This is a genomic window from Burkholderia sp. LK4, assembly GCF_001043615.1.
Lineage (GTDB): Bacteria > Pseudomonadota > Gammaproteobacteria > Burkholderiales > Burkholderiaceae > Burkholderia > Burkholderia cepacia.
In genome coordinates, this window is the sequence record NZ_LDUL01000074.1 from 48475 (window position 1) to 70601 (window position 22127).

Here is a 22127-nt window from a genome sequence, read left to right on the forward strand (position 1 = left end):
AGGCCGGGTCGGTGATCGACAAGGCGGCGGTCGAGGCGCGGCTTTAGCAGCACCGACCGCGACCGACGCCCCGATGCGCGACCCGACACCATTCGATCCATACGGATAACGTTTTCTCTCGATCTCGAACGAAAACGCATAACCAGACAGCCTTCCTGCCCGCCGCATTCACGCCTGCATTCCACGCCGCACTGCACCACCCATCGAAAAAATCCGGTAATTCCCGCGCAATCCTGACCTCCCCCTCCTCCCTCCGCGCCCACTATCCGGGTTTCTACCCGCGCCTCCATCGTGAAAGTTCATTGACATCGCACCGTCCAATGCCTAAATTTGGAAAACGTTTTCCAATGCATCCGCGCGACGCCGGTCACGGCCCGTGCAGGGAGAACGCTTGCCCGCTCGAGTGGTGATTCAGGCCGTCCGTCTTCAGGGATCAGGGTTGCAAGGCGGCGGCCACGCACGGGCATCGAGCACGGCAACGGCCACACCCGCCCGTCCGTCATCACTATTCAAAACTGGAGACACAATGCATCCGCGCAGCAGATTCGCGCTCGGCGCCGCGCTCAGCGCCCTTTCCGTCCTGTTCGTCAGTGCCTGCGGCGGCAACGACATCACCGATCCGCCGTCGTCGTCGTCCCCGCCATCGAACTCGACGCCGACGTCGCCGCCCGCCTCCGCGCTCGCGGCGAACTCGCTGCAGGCGCTCGTCTACGGCGCGGCCGACACGAGCGTGCCGGCCGGCACGGACACGCCGATCACGATGATGGGCCAGATGCGCGCGCTGTTCGACCTGATCCGGAAGTCGCCCGACTTCACGCAGGTCGTGATGGATCTCGGCGACGGCACGCCCGTCCACGTGCTCGACACGAACACCGGCGACAAATTCCTGCCCGGCAAGCTCGCGCTCGGCCTGTCGTACATCCTGATCGACATGAAGTCGAAGAACGATCCGCAATACGCGAGCTACCTCGCGACCTACCAGAAGATCACGACCGCGATGATGGCGCAGTCGGGCGGCAACTATACGTATGCGAATACGTCGTGGGGCGAGTACTACTATCTCGTCGCGCTGAACAACCTGCAGGCGCACGGGATGCTCAACGAAGTCTTCAGCGACGCGATGCTCGCGACACTGCAGCAGCGGCTGCGGTTCTGCGACATGTTCGGCCCCGACGCGAGCGGCAAGGTCGACACGTGCCCGGCCGCCGGCACGCCGATCGACATCGCGTCGCTCAACACCGCACAGAACTACTATGCGGTGTCCTACGGAATCGCCGGGCTGCGCCAGAAGCTCGGCTGGAGCAGCCCGTCGTTCGCATCGAAGACCGATCCGTCCGTCGCGACGATGGGCGCGCGCGACGCGCTGCTGTACACGCTCACGAACCATATCCGCAACGACTCGTCGGGCGGGTTCTCGGACGAAGCGTCGAACACGCACACGACCTACTACGACCAGGCGCGCTTCGACCGCTACAGCACGCTGCTGATCGGCGAAGTGACCGAGCGCACGTTCGAGATGGGCAACGAAGCGAATTTCACGCCGGAACTGAAGGGGTATCTGCGCAAGTCCGTCGACCTGATCCTGCCGCAGCTGAACGGCGACGGCGAAGGCTTCAACTACGGCCGTTCGATCGGCCCGTACGGCGATTCCGCGTTCATGGAAGTGCTGACGGCCGCGGCCAACGCCGGCGTGCTGTCCGACCAGGAGAAGCAGGTCGCCTACACGTTCATCACGAAGGCGGCGCATCGCTTCGATACGTTCTGGTACGACCCGTCGCTGCCGACGCCCTCGGTGAACATGTGGGTCAAGGGTCGCGGCACGGACGCGTATCGCGGCAAGCCGCGCGTGATGGGCGAGAACTTCAGCCTGCTGCACCAGTACCTGTACGTGAACGCGTGGTGGAACAAGCTCGGCTTCGGCGGCAAGGCACCGATGGCCGACGCCGACTACAACGCATGGCTCGACGCGCGCCCGCACTACACGCTCACCTGGTACAACCAGCCGAACGACCCCGCGCATCCGTACAGCGCGGCGCTGGTGACCGTGCGCGACGGCCGGCGCGTGATCAACCTGAACCTCAGCCAGGCGCCCGACTACAACTCGTACACGCCGTACTACCCGGTGCCGTCCTCCGACAAGCTGACCTACGGCACGACCGATCTCGGCTACGCGTTGCTGATTCCGCAGGTGTCGTACAACGGCAAGACCTACATTCCCGTCACGTACTACAAGAACCTGAATGTCCAGCAAGTCAACGGGCAGGTGATCGTGTCGTTCGATACCGCGAAGTTCCGGCTCGCATCGAAGAACGCGGCGTACACGACGGATCTCGACCTCCAGGTGCACACGGTGCTGACGTTCGCGCACGGCTCGGTGGCGCGCAGCGACACGCTGAGCACCGGCACGCTCACCGGCAACCTGTCGGTCGAAACGGACTTCACGTCGTTCGCGGATTTCGCGTCGACGCAGGCCAACGGCGACGGCGTGTCGGTCGCGTACGCGAACAGCCCCGCGACCGGTTATGCGGCGACCGGGTTCGACAACTGCGCGCTGTCCGCCTTCGATACGGTGAACGGCACGACGAATCCGCTGTCGACGACGCCGATCGGCCAGTTGCATTCGAACTTCGCGTGCACGACGAAGCCGTTCGCGCTCGGCGCGGGCGCGACCCGTACGTTCGGATGGACGCTGAAGTACGCCGACCCGGCCTGAGCGGGGTGACCCGCGCCCGGTGAATGCGCCCGAAGCCGGTTTCGTCAGCCGGCTTCGGGATCGTCACGGACAGCGGGCATCACGCTCGCCGGCGATGCCCGCTCACCGCCACCCCGAAGCCGCCATGTACGCGCCGAGCGCGATCAGCCCGACGAAGAAGCAGCGCTTGAACGCCTTCTCGCTCATCACGCGCCGTGCATACTGCCCGCCGGCCATACCCGCCAGCGCCGGCACGAGCGCGAGCGCCGACACGCCGAGATCGACCGTCTCCAGCGCACCCGTCACGCGCAACTGCAGGCCAAGCACGATCGTCGAGGCGGTGAACGACAGCCCGAGCGCCTGGATCAGGTCGTCCTTCGACAGCCGCAGCGCCTGCAGGTAAGGCACGGCCGGCACGACGAACACGCCGGTCGCGGCCGTCACGACACCCGTCAGGTAACCGACCACGGCCGACAGCCATTTTTCGTGGCGCCCCGGCGCGGGCAGCCGCGCGGCGGCGAGCCCCCACAGCCCGTAGAGGACCAGCACCACGCCGAGCGCCGCATGCGTCCAGGTGCTGCCGGCCGCGAGCGCGGGCAGCCCGCCGGTCAGCGTGCCGATCGTCAGGCCGGCGAGCAGCGGCCACAGCCTGCGCAGCAACGGCCCGAACGACGGGCCGAGCCACAACTGCCACACGTTGGTGATGAACGACGGCACGAGCAGCAGGCTCGCGGCGGCCGACGGCGGCATCGCGAGCGTCAGCAAGCCCATCGCGATGGTCGGCAGGCCGAGCCCGATCATTCCCTTGACCGCGCCGGCCAGCAGGAAAACCACCGCGACGATCGTCAGCGTGTGAATGTGCATGAAAGGCATTCCGTCCGGTTGAGTACGGCGCCGATGGTGAACCCCGATCGCGCCGCCCGCCATCTGGCTTTGCCTGAGGCTGGCTCGGGCCTGCCGCGCGGAGCCGGCGCGGCCGGCGCACGTGCGCATTCGCACACCGCGCCACCGTCCGGCGCACGCCCGCCTTCGTTCAACGCAGGTCGCGTGCGCCGGCTACCGGCCCGGTCGATCCGTCCCCGTGAAATGCCCCCCGTCACTGCTCGCTGTCGAGGTGAGCCATCTGTGCGGCCGGATAGCGCTCACCGGCAGCCGCCCCGGCGGGAACCGCCGCTTCGATGCGCATGATGTCGTTGACCGTTAGTTGCATTTCAGCCGCCTGTAACGCGTCCTGGAGCTGCGTGCGCTTGCGCGCGCCGATCAGCGGCACGATATCGCCGCCGCGCGACAACACCCACGCGATCGCGACCTGCGCGGGATTGCTGCCCTTCTCGTCGGCGATGGCGCGCAGCGCATCGACGAGCGCGAGGTTGTGCGCGAGGTTCTCGCCCTGGAAGCGCGGGCTCGCCGCGCGGAAATCGCGCTCGCCCTGCCGCGCCGTGCTCCAGCGCCCGCCGAGCAGCCCGCGCGACAACACGCCGTAGGCCGTCACGCCGATCCCGAGTTCGCGGCACGCGGGCAGGATCCCGGCCTCGATACCGCGCGACAGCAGCGAATATTCGATCTGCAGGTCGGAGATCGGCGCGACGGCCGCCGCGCGGCGGATCGTGTCGACGCCGGCTTCCGACAGGCCGATATGGCGCACGTACCCGGCCTTCACGAGATCGGCGATCGCGCCGATCGTCTCCTCGATCGGCACCGCCGGATCGACGCGCGCCGGCCGGTAGATGTCGATGTAATCGGTGCCGAGCCGTTTCAGCGAGTACGCGACGAAGTTGCGGATCGCCGCCGGCCGCGCGTCGTAGCCCGCAAACCCGCCGGCCGGATCGCGCAGCGCGCCGAATTTCACGCTGATCAGCACCTGGTCGCGCGCCCGGCCGCGCAGCGCATCGCGGATCAGCATCTCGTTGTCGCCCATTCCGTAGAAATCGCCGGTGTCGAGCATCGTGATGCCGTGGTCGAGCGCCGCGTGCAGCGTCGCGATGCTCTCGGCGCGATCGGCCGGCCCGTAGAAGTCCGACATTCCCATGCAGCCCAGCGCGAGCGCCGATACCCGCGGGCCCGACCGGCCCAGTTCACGCCTATCCATGTCCGTTTCCTCGAGTGATGAATCAACAGGCAGGATTCTGGGCGCATCGCGACGCGCGATAAATGCGAAACACTCCACCAAACCATTCGACGCTGATTAACAATGGAGCCTGTCCATCCGCCCACACCCCCGCCCCGCATGGATCATCTGCATGCAATGCGCATCTTTGCGCGCGTCGCCCATCTCGGCAGCTTCACGAAGGCGGCCGAGCAGTTGCAACTGCCGCGCCCGACGGTCAGCAACGCCGTCCAGTATCTGGAAAAGCACCTGAAGGTCCGCCTGCTGCAGCGCACGACGCGGCGCGTCGCGCTGACGGCCGAGGGTGCGACCTACTACGAGCGCTGCATGCGGTTGCTGGCCGATCTCGACGATGCGGAAACGCTGTTCGAGGACGCCGGCGCGACGCCGCGCGGCGCGATCCGCGTCGACCTGCCCGAGCGCTTCGCGGTGAACCAGATGATTCCGGCGCTACCGGATTTCCACGCACGCTACCCCGACCTGCGCGTCGTGATCGGCACGACCGACCGCTTCGTCGATCTCGTCGCCGACGGCATCGACTGCGCGGTGCGGGTCGGCACGATGTCCGACACGTCGCTCGTCGCGCGGCGCATCGGCGAGCTGGCGCAGATCAACTGCGCGGCGCCCGCGTATCTGGCGCGCCACGGCACGCCGCGCTCGCCGGACGAGCTGCCGGACCACGTCGCGGTCGGCTATTTCTCGAGCCGAACGGGCCGTGAGCTGGACTGGGAATATGCGGACATGGATACGGGCGAGCTGCACGCGGTCAAGATGCGCAGCGTCGTGTCGGTCAACAGCTCGCAGGCGTATCTCGCGTGCTGTCTCGCGGGCCTCGGGCTGATCCAGGCGCCGCGCGAAGGGCTCGGGCCGCTGCTGGCGGACGGCTCGCTGGTCGAGGTGCTGCCGGAATGGAATGCCGAGCCGCTGCCCGTGTCGGTGGTGTTTCCGACCGGGCGGCATCTCGCGCCGCGCGTGCGGATTTTCGTCGACTGGCTCGCGGAGACGCTCGGCGGCCCGTACCGGGCGGGCTGACGCGGGCTCGGGCCGGGGCGCCGGCCCCGGCCGGTCGAACCGCTCAGAACTTGTGGCGGATCGCGGCGCGCACCGCGAACTGGTTCGACGACGCCGACGGCCCGTCCGTCCCGACCACGTAGCCGCCGTCGGCCGCGGTGCCGGTCTTGTCGCCGGCAACCTTCTGCCATGCGCCCTGCAGGTAGACGTCGGTGCGCTTCGACAGGCTGTAGTCGGCCATCAGGCCGACCGTGTGGTATTTCGGCTTGAACGATCCGGCCGCGGCATCGAACTTGCCGTCCGTGTACACGTACTGCGCGCCGAGATAGAAATCGGGCGTGAGCTGGTACTTGCCGTTGATCTCGAAGTTCTGGAACTTCGTCGCGGTCAGCCCGAGGCCGGCGAACGTCGAAGCCGGCAGGTAGACCGTCGATACCGGATTCTTCACGTCCGTCTTCGTATAGACGAAACCGACCGTGGCCTGGCCGAACGTGTAGTTGACGCCGCCGCCGAAGATCCGCAGGCGGTCGGCGACGAAGTTCGCGTCATCCGCGGCGATCGCGCCCGCGTTGCCGACCCCCGGGTTGTTCGCCTGCAGGTACGCAGCCGCGACCTGCAGCCCGGCCAGCGAATACTGCGCACCGAGGCTGTACTGCCGGTTGTTCGAGAAGCCGGTGCTGTTGCTGAAGCTGTACGTGCCGCCGAACGTCAGGCCGTTCCAGTCGGCGCTCGCATACTTGACCGTGTTGTTGACGCGGAACGAGTTGTCCGTGTTGTCGTTGTCGAACGGGTGCGAGAACAGCGTGCCGCCCCAGTTGCCGTTGGCCGTGAGCGGCGCCAGGTAGTCGACGACGGAGTCGTACTGGCGGCCGAAGGTCAGCGTGCCGAAGCGCGACTCGGAGAGCCCGACGAACGCCTGGCGGCCGAACATGCGGCCGCCTTGCCCGAGCCGGCCGTTGTTGACGTCAAAACCGTTTTCCAGCGTGAAGATCGCCTTCAGCCCGCCACCGAGATCCTCGCTGCCCTTCAGGCCCCAGCGGCTGCCCTGCGCATAACCGCTCGCGAGCTGGTAGTTCGACTTTCCGACCCCATTCACATTCACGTTGTTCGTGTAGTTGAAGCCTTCGTCGATCACACCGTACAGCGTCACGCTGTTCTGGGCGAAGACCGGCGCGGCGAAAGCGGCCAGCGCGGCGGCAAAAATGACGTGCTTCTTCATGACGGATCTCCGGAGCCGGGGCCGGGCGAGTCGCGCGCCCGGCGAATGTTTGATCTGTTGTATGGGTGGCCCGCAGGGCGGACGACGCGGTGTGCGGCCGCGTGAGGACAAAATGGTGTCACGTCGCAAACCGTCCGTCCATCGGGGCATGTGAACCCTGCGCAAAACGTTGCGCTCGTCCAACTGCCCCGCCGCGCGGACAACCTGACCCGGCTTATCGGCAGCGGCGGGACGCGCCGCCATCCGCGTAAACCCGGGGCCCGGCGCATCGGTGGCACAATGCGCATCCGTTCGTCATTTCTTCACGAAGTCATGCTTCACCCCGATTCATGTGCGGCGCGTGCCGGCCGTGCACGCGGCCCGCGCCGGAAGGCGGCCCGATGACCGCGCCGGCCCGGGCCGGCCGCTACGCCGAGCTCGATTTCTTTCGCGGCCTCGTGCTGCTCGTCATCGTCGTCGACCACATCGGCGGCAGCATCCTGTCGCGCGTGACGCTGCACGCGTACGCGCTGTGCGACGCGGCCGAGGTGTTCGTGTTCCTCGGCGGCTTCGCGACGGCGATCGCGTACAACTCGCTCGCCGAGCGGCACGACGAAGCCGCCGCGCGCCAGCGCTTCATCCGGCGCGCGTTCGAGATCTACCGTGCATTCCTCGTGACGGCCGGCCTGATGCTGCTGATCACCGCCGTGCTGAACGCGTTCGCGATCGACGGCCCGAACATGCCGACCAACGATCTCGACGGCCTGCTCCACAAGCCGCTCGCCGCGCTGCGCGACATCCTGCTGTTCCGCCGCCAGCCGTACCTCGCGTCGGTGCTGCCGATGTACGCGTTCTTCGCGCTGCTCGTCCCGCTCACGCTGCCGCTCGCACGCACGCAGCCGTGGCTGCTGCTCGCGTTCAGCGGCTCGCTGTGGTTCGCGGCGCCGCACGTCGCGCGCTTCCTGCCGACCGTCGAAGGCGCGCCGTGGGACTTCAACCCGTTCGCGTGGCAGTTCCTGTTCGTGCTCGGCGTGATCGCGCGCTGCCAGCCCGTCTACCAGACGCTCGCGCCCAAGCCGCAGGGCTGGCTGCTGACGGCCGTGTCGCTCGCGATCGTCGCGGCCGGCGCGTACTACCGGCTGCGCATCGAACCGTTCCCGACCGATCCGTCGATCAAGCAGAACCTCGGCGCGCTGCGGCTCGCGAACTTCCTCGCGATCGCGTGGCTCGCGGCCAAGCTCGTCCACCTCGGCTGGATGAAGAAGGTCGCGCACGCGATGCCGTGGATCGGCACGATCGGCCGGCAGGGGCTGCTGTGCTTCGTCGCGGGCACCGGCATCTCGCTCGCGGTCGATTCGCTGCTTTACCAGGCGACCGAGGGCTATCTCGACGTGAAACTCGGGCTGACCGCCGACGTCGTCGCGATGGGCCTGCTGTATCTCGTCGCCAAACTCTACGGGCCGCTCGTCGCGCGGCTGCCGTTCCGATCGCGGCGATGACGCGCCGCGCCGTCATGCGCCGCTGCTACGATAGCCGGCGCCTCTCCTGAAACGATTCGACATGCGCCGACTCGCCCTTCCGTTCGCCCTCGCCCTGATCGCCGGCTCCATCGCCACCGCCCGCGCCACGCCGCCCGCGCCGGCGGCACCGCCCGCGCCGCCGCCGGCCCTCCAGACCGCGACGACCCCGTCGGCCGCCCAGGAGCCCGCGCTCAATCCGGGCAGCAGCGTCGTGCTGCGCACGTTCCGGTCGGCGTCGCTGAAGCGCGACTGGTCGTACACGGTCTACCTGCCGCCCGGCTACAACCCGGAAGGCGCGCGCTACCCGGTGATGTACCTGCTGCACGGCAATGCCGGCAACGCGAACGACTGGGTCACGCAGGGCCGGCTGCAGGCCACCGCCGACACGCTGATCGAGCGCCGCGAGATTCCGCCCGTCGTGATCGTGATGCCGCAGGGCGGCACCGACTGGTACGTCGACCGCAAGGAGAAGATGCAGAGCGCGTTCCTCAACGACCTGCTGCCCGAAGTCGAAGCGCACTTCGCGGTGTCGAACCAGCGCGCGGGCCGTGCGATCGGCGGCGTGTCGATGGGCGGCTTCGGCGCGCTGCGCTTCTCGCTGCTAGAACCGGGGCTGTTCTGCGGCGCGATGCTGCTGAGCCCCGCGATCTACGCGAACGAGCCGCCGCTCAATTCCGCCGCGCGCTACGTCGGCGTGTTCGGCGACCGGCAGTTCGATCCGCGCGTGTGGCACGAACTCAACTACCCGGCGCTGATGCGCGGCTATTTCGCGCGCAGCTGGCGAATCCCGATGTTCATCGCGGCCGGCGACGACGACCTGACCATCCAGGCCGAATCGAGCGTGCTGTACACGCACCTGCGCCGCGCGCAGAACCCGGCCGAACTGCGCATCGTCGATGGCGGGCATACGTGGGACGTCTGGCGCGGGCTGCTCGGGACGGGGCTGAAGTACGCGCTCGAGTGCGTGAAGTGATCGCGCGCCGGCGCGACCCCGCCCGTTTTCACCCGGCCGGACGGTGACCGGCCGGCCGCAGGCCGTCGCCCCGTCCCATGCGCTGCGCACGCCGTCCCGGCGCGCCCGGGCCCGACGGCGGGTTCAAAGCCACGTGCCGCCCTGCCGCTCGTCCGGCTCCCCGGCGAGCGCATCGAAATCGTGAATCCAGTCCAGGTGATGCAGCACGCTGTCGCGCTCGGCCAGACGCGCATTGCGTGCCTGCGCGGCCGGCCCGTCGGGCAGGTGCAGCACATCGGCCACGGAAATCGACGCGTACTGCACCTTGCGCGTGCGGCCGCGACGCAGCCGCTCGTACGCTTCCTGCGCTTCGCGCCAGTTGCCCGGCCCGGCCTGCGCCAGTTGCGCCGCCAGCACCACCGCATCCTCGATCGACTGGTTCGCGCCCTGCCCGTGGTGCGGCACCAGCGCATGCGCGGCGTCGCCGATCAGCGTCACGCGCCCGCGGCTCCAGCGGCCGAGCGGCGGCCGATGGAACAAGCCCCAGCGCTGGCTGATCGGCACCGCGGTGATCATCTGCACCACCGCCGGATGCCAGTCCCTGAATACACGCAGTTGCTCGCCCTCTTCCGACGGCATCACCCAGTCGCGCGACGGCCACGGTGACGGATGACGCTCGACCAGCAGGAAATTCTGGTCGCCGTCGTCGCCGATCGGATAGTGCAGCAGGTGCCCGTGCGGCCCGATCCAGTACTGCAGCGTTTCGGGATCGGGCAGCAGGCTCAGCCGCGCGGCCGGCACCACGCCGCGAAACCCCGAACAGCCCGAATACAGCGCATCGTCGTAGCCGAGCATCCAGCGCCGCGTGATCGAGCGCGCGCCGTCCGCGCCGACCACGAGATCGGCGTCGATGCGCACGCCGTTGTCGAACACCAGCGTGACGCGATCGGCGTGCTGCACGAGATCGGTCAGCCGGTGGCCGAGATGGATGCGGTCGAGGCCGACCGCCTTCGACAGCACGGCCTGCAGATCCGCGCGATGCACGCCCCAGTACGCGCCGCCGAATTGCCGGCGATAGTCGGGCTCGCCGCGATGATGGCCGATCACCGCGCCGCTGCGGCCGTCGCGATAGACGAGCCCCGGGATGTCCGCGCACACCGCGTCGAAGGCCGCACGCAGGCCCATGCGTTCGTAGAAGCGCGTCGCATTGGCCGACAGCGCGACGGCCGCGCCGACTTCGCGCAGCACCTCCGTCTGTTCGTAGATCTGCGCGTCGATGCCGTGCTCGCGCAGCGCGAGCGCGAGCGTCAGGCCGCCGATCCCGGCGCCGACGATCGCAATCTTCAGGTTCGTCTGCATGGTGAAGGTGTCTCCGATATTCCGATGTGGGGTGTGCGACGTGCGCAGCGGCCATGCCGATTGCATGGGCCGTATCGGTATTCTCGGGAGCCGACTTTCATTCCACAATAAAATGAAATGAATCTGCATCATCACCGGATGCAATGAACCGGGCGAGGCAAAACCCATGGAACTGAGCGATATCGACCTCAACCTGCTGCTGCTGTTCCAGCGGCTGATGCAGGAACGGCGCGTGTCGAGCGTCGCCGAGCAGATGAACATGAGCCAGCCGGGCGTGAGCAACGCGCTCGCGAAGCTGCGCCGCCGGCTCGGCGATCCGCTGTTCGTGCGCGGGCCGGGCGGCGTGGTGCCGACGCCGTTCGCGCTGCGCCTGGCGGAACCCGTGTCGCACGCGCTCGCGACCCTGCACGCCGCGCTCAATCCCGAGACCGGTTTCGATCCGCTGCGCGCCACGCGCACGCTGACGATCGGCATGACCGACATCGGCGAAGTCGTGTTCCTGCCCGCGCTGCTCGAACACCTGTCGCACGCGGCGCCGGGCATCGCGCTCAATACCGTGCGCAACACGAGCATCAACCTCGGCGACGAAATGGCCGACGGCCGCGTCGATCTCGCGATCGGCCTGCTGCCGCAGCTCAAGGGCGGCTTCTATCAGCGCCGGCTGTTCGATCAGCGTTATGTGTGCCTGTTCCGGCGGGGGCATCCGCTCGAGGACACGCCGCTGACGGTAGACGCATGGCGCAATGCCGAACATCTGGTCGTGGTGTCGGCCGGCACCGGTCACGGGCAGGTGGACGAATGGCTGAAGCGCCGTCGCGTGACGCGACAGGTGCGGCTGACGGTGCCGCATTTCATGAGCGTCGGCTACATCCTGCAGCGCACCGACCTGATCGCGACGGTGCCCGAGCATCTCGCGCAACAGCTCGCCGCACCGTTTTCGCTGGGCTGGCGCGCACTGCCCGTCGCGCTGCCGGGTACGCCGATTCACATGCTCTGGCATGCGCGGGTCAACCAGGACGAGGGGAACCGGTGGCTGCGCGACGTCGTGGTCGATCTGTTTGCGCAGACCGGCACGCGGGCACGCAGGGCCGCGCCCGGCCGGACGAAGTAGTCAGCCGAGCGTGCGTTGCGATGTCGCCCGGACATGCGCGCCGCGCATTTCGACTACATTGCCGAATGCGGCGATGATCCCGGTCACCGGCCGCCTCGTCCTCTTTCAACCAGCAGGAAATCAAGCCATGTCTGTCTCGATGAAGAAATTCGCAGCCGTCACCGGCGCCGGCTCCGGCATCGGTCGCGCAGCGGCCGTCGCGCTCGCCCAGGCGGGATTCACCGTCGCGCTGCTCGGTCGCACGGAGGCCTCGTTGCGCGAAACGCAGGACGCGATCCGCGCCGCCGGCGGCGATGCGCACGCGTTTCCTGCGGACGTCACCGACGAAGCATCGGTCGACCGCGCGTTTGCGCAGATCGCGCAGCAGTTCGGCCGGCTCGACGTGCTGTTCAACAACGCCGGCCGCAACGCGCCGCCGGTTCCGCTCGACGAATACGAATTCGACGTGTGGAACGGCGTCGTCGCGACGAACCTGACCGGCGTCTTTCTGTGCGCACGGGCCGCATGGCGCCTGATGAAAACGCAAACGCCGCAGGGCGGCCGCATCATCAACAACGGCTCGATCTCGGCGCATGCGCCGCGCCCCGATACGATCGCGTACACGGCCACCAAGCATGCGGTGACCGGCATCACCAAGGCGCTGGCGCTCGACGGCCGCCGGTACAACATCGCGTGCGGCCAGATCGACATCGGCAACGCCGCGACGTCGCTCACGGAACGGATGACGCAAGGCGTCCCGCAAGCCGACGGCAGCCTCGCGCCCGAAGCGCGGATGGACGTCACGCACGTCGCGAACGCGATCGTCCAGATGGCGAACCTGCCGCTCGACACGAACATCCTGAACATGACGATCATGGCGACGGCCATGCCGTTCGTCGGGCGAGGGTAAGCGCGCGGCGACATCGAATCCCGTTCGGGCCGCCTGCGTCCGCGGCGCCGCATCGCCGGGCCGGCCCGAATCAGCCCTGCTCAGGTCGCCGCGAGATATCGCTGCGGCGATTCGCCCGTGATCCGTCGGAACATGACGATGAACGCGCTCGCGCTGCGATACCCGAGGTCTTTTGCCACCTGCGCAACCGACTGGCCGAGCGCGAGGCGCGTGATCGCTTCCGCGACGCGCATCTGCTGCCGCCAGGCCACGAACGTCAGCCCCGTCTCGGCATGCAGCCGGCGCGCGAGCGTACGGCCGCTCGCGCCGAATTGCTCGCCCCAGAAGTCCAGCGTGAGATCGCTCGCGGGGTCGTTCATCATGTGCTCGCACAGCTTGAGCAGGCGCTCGTCGCGCGGCAAGGGCACACCCGGCTCCGCGAGGCTCGGCGTTTCCGCCAGCACTTTCATCAGCAACGACGCGGCAAGCCCGGCACGGCTCGTGGCCGTATAAGTGTCCGCCCCGTCGACCACCGTGAGCGCGAGTTCTCGCAGCAACACCGACACGGCGACGACCGCCGGGTCTTCCCAAGGCCACGGAAACACTTCGGGTTCCACATAGACGCTGCATAGCGCGGTGTCGCCCACCGCGTGCAGTTCGTGATCGACGTCCGACGGCAGCCACACCGCCCGCGACGGCGGGAGCGTCCACGTTCGGGCCGGCGTGAGCACGCGGACGACGCCCTTGGCTGCAAAGACGAGCTGGCCATGGCGATGCTGATGCCAAGCCACGCGTTCGCCTTGACGGTAGTTCACGAGGGTCGCCGCCACTTGGCGCGGCAGCGGCACCCGCGCCAGCGGATAGCGCTTGAGCAGGAAGGCCTTCATCGGAGACGGTCGAAAGGAAGTGCGCCATGATATTTCAAATTCACCAAATTCTGTCAAAAATTCGATATCGTGTGTCTACCTTTCGGCTGCGCGAGGCATTAATCTCCTTATCCATCAACGGTTACGGCCAACCCCGTTCTTCAAATTTAATACGTCTCATTCTTATCTATGAGACACAACACGTGCAGCCAGCACGTCCGCACGACCTCCGACGACTTATGCCTCCGATTGCCTCATTGCTCCGCTACTCACGCTGGTTGCTGCCGGTCGCGCTGCTCGCGAGTCTCGCGAGCGGCTTCGCGAACGCGGCGCTCGTGGCACTCATCAACCAGGCGTTGCAAGCATCAGGCGCACAGCTGATGCACCTGGGCATGCGCTTCGTGCTGCTCGCCGCGCTGGTGCTCGTGACGCGCATCGGCTCGCAGGCGCTGTTCATGTATCTCGGTCAACGCGTCAAGGCTCAACTGCGCATGCAGACGATCGGACGCATTACCGCCGCGTCGTTCCGCGACCTGGAGCGGTGCGGCGCGGCCCGCGCGGTGGGCGCGCTGACCCAGGATCTCGACAGCATCGTCGTGTTCTTCGTGAGCCTGCCCTCCATTGCGATGCAGGGCGCCGTGATCGTCGGCTGTCTCGCGTACCTTGGCATGCTCTCGCTGCCGATCCTCGCGGTCGCGCTGGGCGTGCTCGGGGCCGGCACGCTCGGCACGCAGCTGGTGAGCGCCCGTGCGCTGCGTCATCTGCGCGCCTCGCGCGACCGCGAGGACACGCTGCTGAACCAGTTTCGTGCGTTGTTCGACGGCGCCAAGGAACTCAAGCTGCATCGCGCACGCGCGAACGCGTTCGTCGGCAGCGAGCTCGCACCGCACGTGGAAGCGGTGCGCGTGCAGCGCACGCGCGGCTATGTGCTGCACGCGCTCGCGGCAAGCTGGGGCAATTTGCTGCTGTTCGGCTTCGTCGGCCTGACGACTTTCGTGCTCGCGCATCTGTTCGGCGCCGACGCACACGTCATGTCGGGCTACGCGCTCGTGTTCCTCTATCTGATCATGCCCGTCGAAGGATTGCTCGCGGCGCTACCGTCGCTCAACTCGGCGCGCGTTGCGTTCGAGCGCATCGGCGCGCTCGAAGCGGCGCTGCCTGCCGAACCAGGCAATCACGCCGGTTCCGCCCCCGCCCCGGCCGAAGGATTCTCGCGCATCGCGTTCGAAGGTGTCGAGCATCGCTATGTGCGCGAAAGCGACGACGGCCTGTTCACGCTCGGGCCCGTCGATCTGACGTTCGACGCCGGAGAGCTCGTGTATCTCGTCGGTGGCAACGGCAGCGGCAAGACCACGCTCGCGAAGCTGCTCGTCGGCCTTTACGCGCCCGAGCGCGGCCGTCTGCTCGTCGACGGCGTCGCCGTGGACGACACGACGCGTGCCGCGTATCGACAGCGATTCTCGGTGGTCTTCAGCGATTTTCATCTGTTCGATTCGCTGCTCGGCCTGACCGGCGAACGCGAAGGGATGGCGCGTACGTTGCTCGTCGCGCTGCAACTCGACCACAAGGTGCGCATCGAGCGCGGCACGTTCTCCACGCTCGCCCTTTCGCAAGGTCAGCGCAAGCGCCTCGCGCTGCTGGTCGCATTCCTGGAGGATCGACCGTTCTACGTCTTCGACGAATGGGCGGCCGATCAGGACCCGGCCTTCAAGGACGTGTTCTATCGCACGCTGTTGCCCGCGCTGAAGGCGAACGGCAAGACCGTGCTGGTCATCACGCACGACGATCGCTACTTCGATCTCGCCGACCGTCTCGTCAAACTCGAGAACGGACGCATCGCCGCGATGACCGCGGACACGGCCGGCGCGGACAACGTGCAGCATACGGGCGGCAACGACATGGCGAGCGCGGCATGAGCGATATCGTGCGCGACGAAGCAGCCCGCTCCGCATGCGGCGACACCGGCAATGCCACGACGTTCTCGCTCGAACGCGTGTCGTACGTCGCCAGCGGCCGTCCCCTGCTGCAATCGATCAATCTCGCGATCGAACCCGCATGCGTGACCGGGCTGGTCGGGCACAACGGTTCGGGCAAATCCACGCTCGTCAAATTGCTCGCTCGTCAGCTCGCCCCCACTGCCGGCACGATTCGCTATGCGGGCAAGCCGCTCGCCGACTGGGGCGCACGCCAGTTCGCGCGCCAGGTCGCGTATCTACCGCAGCAGACGCCGCCCACCGACGGCATGACCGTGCACGAACTGGTCGCCCTCGGGCGTTATCCGTGGCATGGCGCGCTCGGACGCTTCGGGGACGAAGACGCCGCGCACGTCGAGCGCGCGATGCGTGCAGCGGATGTGCTCCGTCACGCCGATCGCCCCGTCGACGTACTGTCGGGCGGCGAGCGTCAACGTGCATGGCTGGCGATGCTGGTCGCACAGGACTGCCGCTGCATGCTGCTCGACGAACCGACGTCGGCGCTCGACCTCAACCATCAGCTCTCCGTGCTCGAACTCGTGCGCACGCTCTGCGCGACGAGGGCGATGAGCGCCGTCGTCGTTCTGCACGACGTGAACATGGCCGCGCGGTTCTGCGACCGTATCGTCGCGCTGCGCGAGGGCCGTCTGCTGATGCGCGAGCGCGCCGCCGACATCATGGACCCGGTACACCTCGAATCGATCTACGGCGTGCCGATGCGCGTGAGCGCCGATCCGGTCAGCGGGCGGCGCCTGGGGTTTCCGGCATGAACCTGCTCGTCGCGAATCCGCGCCGCCGGCAACTGCTCGTCGCGCTCACCGCGCTCGCCGGCTCAGGCCCATGGTTCTCCGCGCGATGCGCCGCTGCCGCGGTCACACGGTTCCCGCACCGCATCGTGGTGCTCAACTGGGAACTGACGGAAACGCTGCTCGCGCTCGGGCGCGCGCCCGTCGGCATTCCGTTGCCCGACTGGTATGCGAGCGGCATCGTGACGCCGCCGTTGCCGTCCGGCGTCGCCGATGTCGGCCTGCTCTATCAGCCGAATTTCGAGGTGCTGCTCGCGCTCGCGCCGGATCTCATCATCGTCACGCCGGCCCATGCGGCGCTGATGACGCCGCTCCGACGCATCGCGCCGACGCTCACGCTGGGCACATACATGAGCGCTGCACGGCCGCTCGAAGTGCTCTGCGACGAAACATCCGCGATGGGGCGCGCGATCGATGCGCCGCTATGCGCCGCCGAGCTGATCGCCGCCGCGCAACGGGAATTCGCGTCGGCGGCCACCCGGATCGCGAGCACCGGGGTTCACCCGGCGCGCGCCGTGATCGTCGCCGAAGCACTCGACGAGCGACATTTTCGCGTCTACGGCACGGGTAGCCTGTTCGACGACGTGCTCGCGCGCATCAGTGTCGACAATGCCGCCCATCCTCGCGACGCGGCGAGCCGCGCGGCCTCCACGCCATGGCGCACTTCCGTAACCGGTTCGGCCACCGTCGCGCTGGAACGCCTGTTCGATGTCCCGCATGCGGACATTCTGCTGATCGGGCCGCTGCGCGCCGACGTGCGTGCCGCGCTGAGCCGGAGCCCGTTGTGGCGTGCGCTGCCTGCCGTGCGCGAGAAACGCGTCGCAGTACTGCCGGTGATCGCGGCCTTCGGGGGACTCGTGTCGATGCAGCGCTTCGCCGCGGCCGTCTCGATCGCCCTCGCCACACTCGAGCACGGCGGAGGCGGCCTTGCGTAACCTCGTGCTGGCCGGACGCGTCGCGCGGACAAGCGATCGGCGCCTGGCGCTGGTCGGCGCCATGGCCGTACTCGCCGCCTGCCTCACCGCCACGGACGTGCATCGCGCACTGGCGGGCGCATCCTTTTGGCACGCGCTCGCGGCCACCGCCGACACGCAGGACGTGGGGGCCTTGCTCGTCCACTACAGCCTGCTGCCGCGCGTCGCGATGACGCTGCTGTGCGGCGCCGCACTCGGTCTCGCGGGCACGCTGATGCAACAGGTGCTGCGCAATCCGCTCGCCGAACCCATGACGCTCGGGGTGTTCCCGGGCGCGTATCTCACGCTGTCCGTCGCGACGATCTGGATGCCCGGCTGGTTGGCCATGGGTCGAAGCACGCTGGCGCTGGCGGGCGGCGCGGCCGCGATGCTCGTCGTGTTCGCGCTGGCATGGGCGCAGCGTATGTCGCCGCTCGGCGTGATCCTCGGTGGCATGGTGGTGAACCTGTACTGCGGCGCAATCAGTCTCGCGATCTCGGTGGTGCATTTCGACAGGCTTGCGGGCTTGCAGATCTGGGGCGGCGGCGCGCTCGACCAGAACGGCTGGCAACCGACGCTGCATCTGGGCATGCAGCTCGCCGCCTGCGCGGGCGGCGCCGCACTGCTCTATCGTCCGCTGAATCTGTTCGACGCAGGCGATACGACGGCGCGCCATCTCGGTGTCGCGGTCGGATGGGTGCGCGGCGCCGCGTTGTTCGTCGCGGTCGCGCTCACGGCGTTCGTGGTCGCCGAAGTGGGCGTCATCGGCTTCATCGGCCTGGCCGCACCGTTGCTGGCCCGCCTGGCCGGCGCGCGGCAATTGCGCGCGCGGCTCGTGTGGTCACCGCTCACCGGCGCGGCGCTGCTGTGGCTCACCGATGAAATCGTGCGCACGGCCGCGCGGGCCGACCTGTTTTCCGCGCACGTGATCGCAACCGGAAGCGCGACCGCGATCGTGGGCGTGCCGCTGCTCGTCGGGTTGCTGCCGCGTTTGCGCACGCGGCCCGATGCGCATGCGGCAGCGGGCCCCCGGCAGGATCGCCGCGCGCCTCGTGCGATCGCGCTGGTGTGGGCCATGCTGCTGCCGCTCGCCTGCCTGCTGTCGCTGGCGGTCTCTCGCGGCCCCACCGGCACGAGCGTCGCAACGCTCGCGCAAATCGAAAGCCTGCTGTTCTGGCGCGGCCCCCACCTCGTCGCGGCGCTGGCGGCGGGCGCCCTGCTGGCAGTCGCGGGAACATTGCTGCAACGCATGAGCGCGAATCCGATGGCGAGTCCCGACGTGCTCGGTGTGGGTTCCGGCGGCATGTTCGGCATGGTCGCCGTGCTGTTTCTCGGTCACCGCCTGGTTCCCGCCGCGCTGGTGGCAGGCTGCGTGGCCGGCACGTTCGCGACGTTGGTGCTGCTCGTCTGGTTCGGACGGCGCGCGCGATTCGCGCCCGAGCGCCTGCTGCTCGTCGGGTTGTCGATCAGTGCGCTGTTCAACACGGTAGTCGGCGCGCTGATGTCGAGCGGCGATCCGCGCGCGGGCGTGCTCGTCGATCTGCTGATCGGATCCACCTACTACGTCGCGCCTGGCATCGCATGGAGCGTCGCGGCACTGGCGCTCCTCACGCTCGCCGTTGCACCGCTGACCGGACGCTGGCTCACCGCTCTTGCGCTCGGCACGGACGTCGCGGCGAGCGTCGGCGTGCCCGTGGGTCGCGCGCGCTTCGCATTGCTGCTGCTGGCGGCCATGTCAACGGCGGCGGCTACCGTGATTGTCGGGCCGTTGTCGTTCGTCGGGCTGATCGCGCCGCATATCGCACGGTTTTCCGGTGCGCGCCGCCCCGTGCCGCAGCTCTATCTGGCCGCGACCCTCGGCGCGCTGCTGATGGTGACGGCGGACTGGCTCGGGCGGCAGATCGCTTTTCCGCAGGAAATCGCGACCGGCCTCGTCGCCACGCTGCTTGGCGGACCGTGGCTCGTCGCGCTCGTGATGCTGCGCGGGTTGCGGCGGTAATTGCGTCACGGGTCGCGGGATCGGCCACGATGTCGGTCCGGCAATTGTTCGGTAGTGCATGGATTCAAGACAGACGAGGCCGTCAGATGCCCGTCGATAAAGATCGTCCCCCCCATTTTTCAACCCGCCGCTGGCGGGAGGAAGCAGTTCGACGTTTTTCAACATCGGGATGATCAACCATGACAACGAGAATGGACCACCCTCGCGCGCGGCGCGCGACGACGGGACGATGCAGCGGTGCCCCGCTCGCCTTTTCGGCGCTGTGCCTCGCCTCCTCGTGGGCGAACGCGCAAGGCTCGCCCGCCCCGGTTGGCGACACGCTGCCCGTCTTGACGGTGGTGGGCACAAAGGACGCCGACGCGACAACCGAAGGCAGCGGCAACTACGCTGCAAAGTGGGCCACCATCGGCGGAAAAGTCGCGCAATCGATCAAGGAGACGCCGAACTCGGTCTCGGTACTCACGCGCGAGCGGATGGACGACCAGAACGTCACGACCATCCAGCAGGCGTTGCGCTCCGTGACCGGCGTCAGTTCGATCGACTACGGCGACGGTACCGCGTACTTCCGCGCGCGCGGCTCGCAGCTCGGCATTGAATTCGATGGCGTCCCGACACTGAGCGGCCTGCAGTACCAGTTGCAATTCGATCTGGCGATGTACGACCGCGTCGAAATCCTGCGCGGCCCGGCAGGCTCGATCGATGGCATGGGCGAGCCGGGCGGCGTCGTCAATCTCGTGCGCAAGCGCCCCCAGGATCAGTTCCACGTCGGCACGGAAACGCAGGTCGATTCGTTCGGCAGCGTGCGCCAGATGATCGACGTCACCGGGCCGCTGAACAAGGACGGCACGCTGCGCGGGCGCGCCGTTCTCGTGGGCGGCACCGGTACGCAATCCATAGAGCGCACGCGCAGCAAGGAGGTAATGGCCTATGGTGCGCTCGATTGGGACCTCACGCCGCGCACGACGCTGTCGTTCTCGGGCGGCTATCAGGTCTCGCCGATTTCCGGCATCGATTACGGTGCGGGCGGCGTGCTGAACAGCACGCGTACCGCGCTCACCGGGCGTGTGCCGAGCGAATATACGCGGAACTTCAGTCCGAGCTGGAACTACGCGTACACCTCGTTGCAGGAGGTCAACGCCAACCTCGTGCATCGGTTCGAAAACGCGTGGCAATCTTCGACCACGCTGTTCTACCGCCACGAACTCTCCAAGGCCTACTACGCGTACTCCGGCCCCGGCGCGACCGCAAACGGCCTCGCGCGCTTCGGAGACCAGCGGCAGCGCACGAGCTATGACTGGTTCGGCGCGGACACCAACGTATCCGGCCCGGTGCGCCTCTGGGGGCAGACGCATACGCTGACCATCGGCGCGAACTACGCCGTGATGACATCGGGCGCGCAGTCGGGTTACCGCGCGTTGAGCGGCCCGTACGGTGGCGCCTACAGTCTCTACGATCCCAATGCGGTCCCCGCGGTGGACGTACCGTACACGTTCGGCACCAATCACCGCACCGTGCAATACGGCGTCTATGCGCAGGCGCGTATCAAGCTCGCCACGCCGCTGACGCTCGTGCTCGGCGGCCGCGAGGCGTTCCTGCAGGACCGCACGCAGTCGACGTTGCCGAGCGTCGCGGACTGGACGACCAACGCACAGGTCAATCATCGCTTCCTGCCGTCCGCCGGCTTGCTGTGGGACATCGTGCCGTCGCTGACGGCCTATGCCAACTATGCGCGTTTCCTCGATGCGCAAACGCAAGGCACGTACTCGGGGCCGGGCCTGCCGCCGCGCTCGGGTGAGCAGTACGAAGTAGGCGTAAAAAGCAGCCTGCTCGATGGCCGCCTGAATGCGAACGCCGCGCTGTTCCGCATCAACGACGACAACCGCGCCGTTGCCGATCCTGCCCATCAGTTCTATTACGTGGCCGCAGGCAAGGCACGCAATCAGGGTATCGAACTCGAACTCACTGGCCAGCCGACGCCGGACTGGAATCTCTATGCTGGCTACACGTATCTGAACGCACACTACGAGAACGACTCGCCCGATCTCACCGACGGCACGGATCCGAAGCATTTGTTCAAGCTGTGGACCCGATATACGCTGTCGCAAGGCCCGTTACGCGGATTCTCGATCGGGGGCGGCATGCTCGCTCAAACGCGGATTTCGCGCGGCGTCGAACAGGGTGCCTATGCGGTTTTCGACGCACAAGCGGGATATCGTTTCAACAAGCACGTGACGGCGTCCTTGCAATTGAATAACGTGTTCAATCGCAGGTACTACATTCGTCCGCCCAGCACCTACTACAGCGTATTCGGCGATGCGCGCAACGTGATGTTGACCGTGCGTTCGGATTTCTAGGGGCCGCCGCGCGACGAATACGTCGCGCGACGTATGGTGACCCTGATCCCACGGAATAGCCTGACTTCTTCAAAAGTCACCCGCCTTCAAACATCCGGATCCGGACCGATTCTTCGAAACGGATTCGTCGAAAGCTTCAACGGCAAACTGCGAGCCGAATTGCCAAACCGCGAACGGTTCCGCAGTCGCGCCGAGGCCAAGGTGCTCATCGGACGCCGGCCCCACAGCGCCCATCGCTACCGACCTCCGGCCACGGTCCGTCGAGCCTCGCTGGATTCCGGCAATATCGATGCGAAACTCACTGCCTGATTGATCACGGAATTCCGCCGCAGGTCGCATTGTTCGTGCACGGCATTTC

The 22127-nt window shown here is 67.6% G+C and carries 16 protein-coding genes and 1 pseudogene; 12 read left to right on the forward strand and 5 right to left on the reverse strand.

Annotated features, from left to right (window positions below; all coding sequences use genetic code 11):
• Nucleotides 1-526: 526 nt before the first annotated feature.
• Nucleotides 527-2713, forward strand: a complete 2187-nt coding sequence (locus VK92_RS31705; RefSeq protein ID WP_048022505.1) for a hypothetical protein — start codon at nucleotides 527-529, stop codon at nucleotides 2711-2713.
• 102 nt (nucleotides 2714-2815) lie between these two features.
• Here VK92_RS31705 and VK92_RS31710 read toward each other — a convergent pair whose 3' ends face one another.
• The gene (locus VK92_RS31710) at nucleotides 2816-3556 is read right to left on the reverse strand and encodes a sulfite exporter TauE/SafE family protein (protein WP_048022553.1); all 741 of its coding nucleotides are present in this window, start codon (nucleotides 3554-3556) and stop codon (nucleotides 2816-2818) included.
• A gap of 232 nt (nucleotides 3557-3788) precedes the next feature.
• Nucleotides 3789-4781 (reverse strand): aldo/keto reductase, encoded by a 993-nt coding sequence (locus VK92_RS31715; protein WP_042973001.1) that lies wholly within the window; start codon nucleotides 4779-4781, stop codon nucleotides 3789-3791.
• A 138-nt stretch (nucleotides 4782-4919) separates the two neighbouring features.
• Between VK92_RS31715 and VK92_RS31720 the strand changes: the two genes are divergently transcribed.
• Entirely contained in the window at nucleotides 4920-5831 is a 912-nt protein-coding gene (locus VK92_RS31720) for a LysR family transcriptional regulator (protein ID WP_048022506.1), read from the forward strand.
• Between the two features lie 43 nt (nucleotides 5832-5874).
• Here the strand turns inward: VK92_RS31720 and VK92_RS31725 are convergent, their stop codons facing one another.
• Nucleotides 5875-7029: a porin gene (locus VK92_RS31725; RefSeq protein ID WP_021156938.1), complete on the reverse strand. Its 1155-nt coding sequence runs from the start codon at nucleotides 7027-7029 to the stop codon at nucleotides 5875-5877.
• 380 nt (nucleotides 7030-7409) lie between these two features.
• Between VK92_RS31725 and VK92_RS31730 the strand changes: the two genes are divergently transcribed.
• Nucleotides 7410-8507 (forward strand): OpgC domain-containing protein, encoded by a 1098-nt coding sequence (locus VK92_RS31730; RefSeq protein ID WP_042973026.1) that lies wholly within the window; start codon nucleotides 7410-7412, stop codon nucleotides 8505-8507.
• A 61-nt stretch (nucleotides 8508-8568) separates the two neighbouring features.
• Nucleotides 8569-9501, forward strand: coding sequence for an alpha/beta hydrolase (locus tag VK92_RS31735; RefSeq protein ID WP_048022507.1), 933 nt, complete (start codon nucleotides 8569-8571; stop codon nucleotides 9499-9501).
• 123 nt (nucleotides 9502-9624) lie between these two features.
• Here VK92_RS31735 and VK92_RS31740 read toward each other — a convergent pair whose 3' ends face one another.
• A complete protein-coding gene (locus VK92_RS31740) occupies nucleotides 9625-10839 on the reverse strand; it encodes an FAD-dependent oxidoreductase (RefSeq protein WP_048022508.1) in 1215 nt (404 codons plus the stop codon).
• A 166-nt stretch (nucleotides 10840-11005) separates the two neighbouring features.
• Between VK92_RS31740 and VK92_RS31745 the strand changes: the two genes are divergently transcribed.
• Both VK92_RS31745 and VK92_RS31750 read left to right on the forward strand, forming a co-directional pair.
• The gene (locus VK92_RS31745) at nucleotides 11006-11950 is read left to right on the forward strand and encodes a LysR family transcriptional regulator (protein ID WP_048022509.1); all 945 of its coding nucleotides are present in this window, start codon (nucleotides 11006-11008) and stop codon (nucleotides 11948-11950) included.
• 127 nt (nucleotides 11951-12077) lie between these two features.
• Nucleotides 12078-12839, forward strand: coding sequence for an SDR family oxidoreductase (locus VK92_RS31750; RefSeq protein ID WP_048022510.1), 762 nt, complete (start codon nucleotides 12078-12080; stop codon nucleotides 12837-12839).
• Between the two features lie 80 nt (nucleotides 12840-12919).
• On the opposite strand, the gene VK92_RS31755 is transcribed toward VK92_RS31750, so the two are convergent.
• Entirely contained in the window at nucleotides 12920-13705 is a 786-nt protein-coding gene (locus VK92_RS31755) for an AraC family transcriptional regulator (RefSeq protein ID WP_048022511.1), read from the reverse strand.
• 218 nt (nucleotides 13706-13923) lie between these two features.
• Here VK92_RS31755 and VK92_RS31760 point away from each other — a divergent pair, with 218 nt between their 5' ends.
• The 6 genes and pseudogenes from VK92_RS31760 to VK92_RS40995 all read left to right on the forward strand — a co-directional run.
• Nucleotides 13924-15600 (forward strand): cyclic peptide export ABC transporter, encoded by a 1677-nt coding sequence (locus tag VK92_RS31760; protein ID WP_048022512.1) that lies wholly within the window; start codon nucleotides 13924-13926, stop codon nucleotides 15598-15600.
• Nucleotides 15597-16427, forward strand: a complete 831-nt coding sequence (locus VK92_RS31765) for an ABC transporter ATP-binding protein (protein WP_082160830.1) — start codon at nucleotides 15597-15599, stop codon at nucleotides 16425-16427. Before VK92_RS31760 ends, VK92_RS31765 begins: the two co-directional genes overlap by 4 nt.
• On the forward strand, nucleotides 16424-17398 hold the full coding sequence (locus tag VK92_RS31770; protein WP_048022513.1) for an ABC transporter substrate-binding protein: 975 nt from the start codon (nucleotides 16424-16426) through the stop codon (nucleotides 17396-17398). The genes VK92_RS31765 and VK92_RS31770 overlap by 4 nt, the downstream gene beginning before the upstream one ends.
• Entirely contained in the window at nucleotides 17391-19415 is a 2025-nt protein-coding gene (gene fhuB / locus VK92_RS31775) for a Fe(3+)-hydroxamate ABC transporter permease FhuB (RefSeq protein WP_231600540.1), read from the forward strand. Before VK92_RS31770 ends, fhuB begins: the two co-directional genes overlap by 8 nt.
• A gap of 191 nt (nucleotides 19416-19606) precedes the next feature.
• Nucleotides 19607-21769 carry a TonB-dependent siderophore receptor gene (locus VK92_RS31780; protein ID WP_224052391.1) on the forward strand — a complete coding sequence of 721 codons (2163 nt, stop codon included), beginning with the start codon at nucleotides 19607-19609 and terminating at the stop codon, nucleotides 21767-21769.
• Nucleotides 21770-21886: 117 nt separating this feature from the next.
• Nucleotides 21887-22078 (forward strand): annotated as a pseudogene (locus VK92_RS40995) (integrase core domain-containing protein); the annotation flags it as partial.
• Nucleotides 22079-22127: the final 49 nt, after the last annotated feature.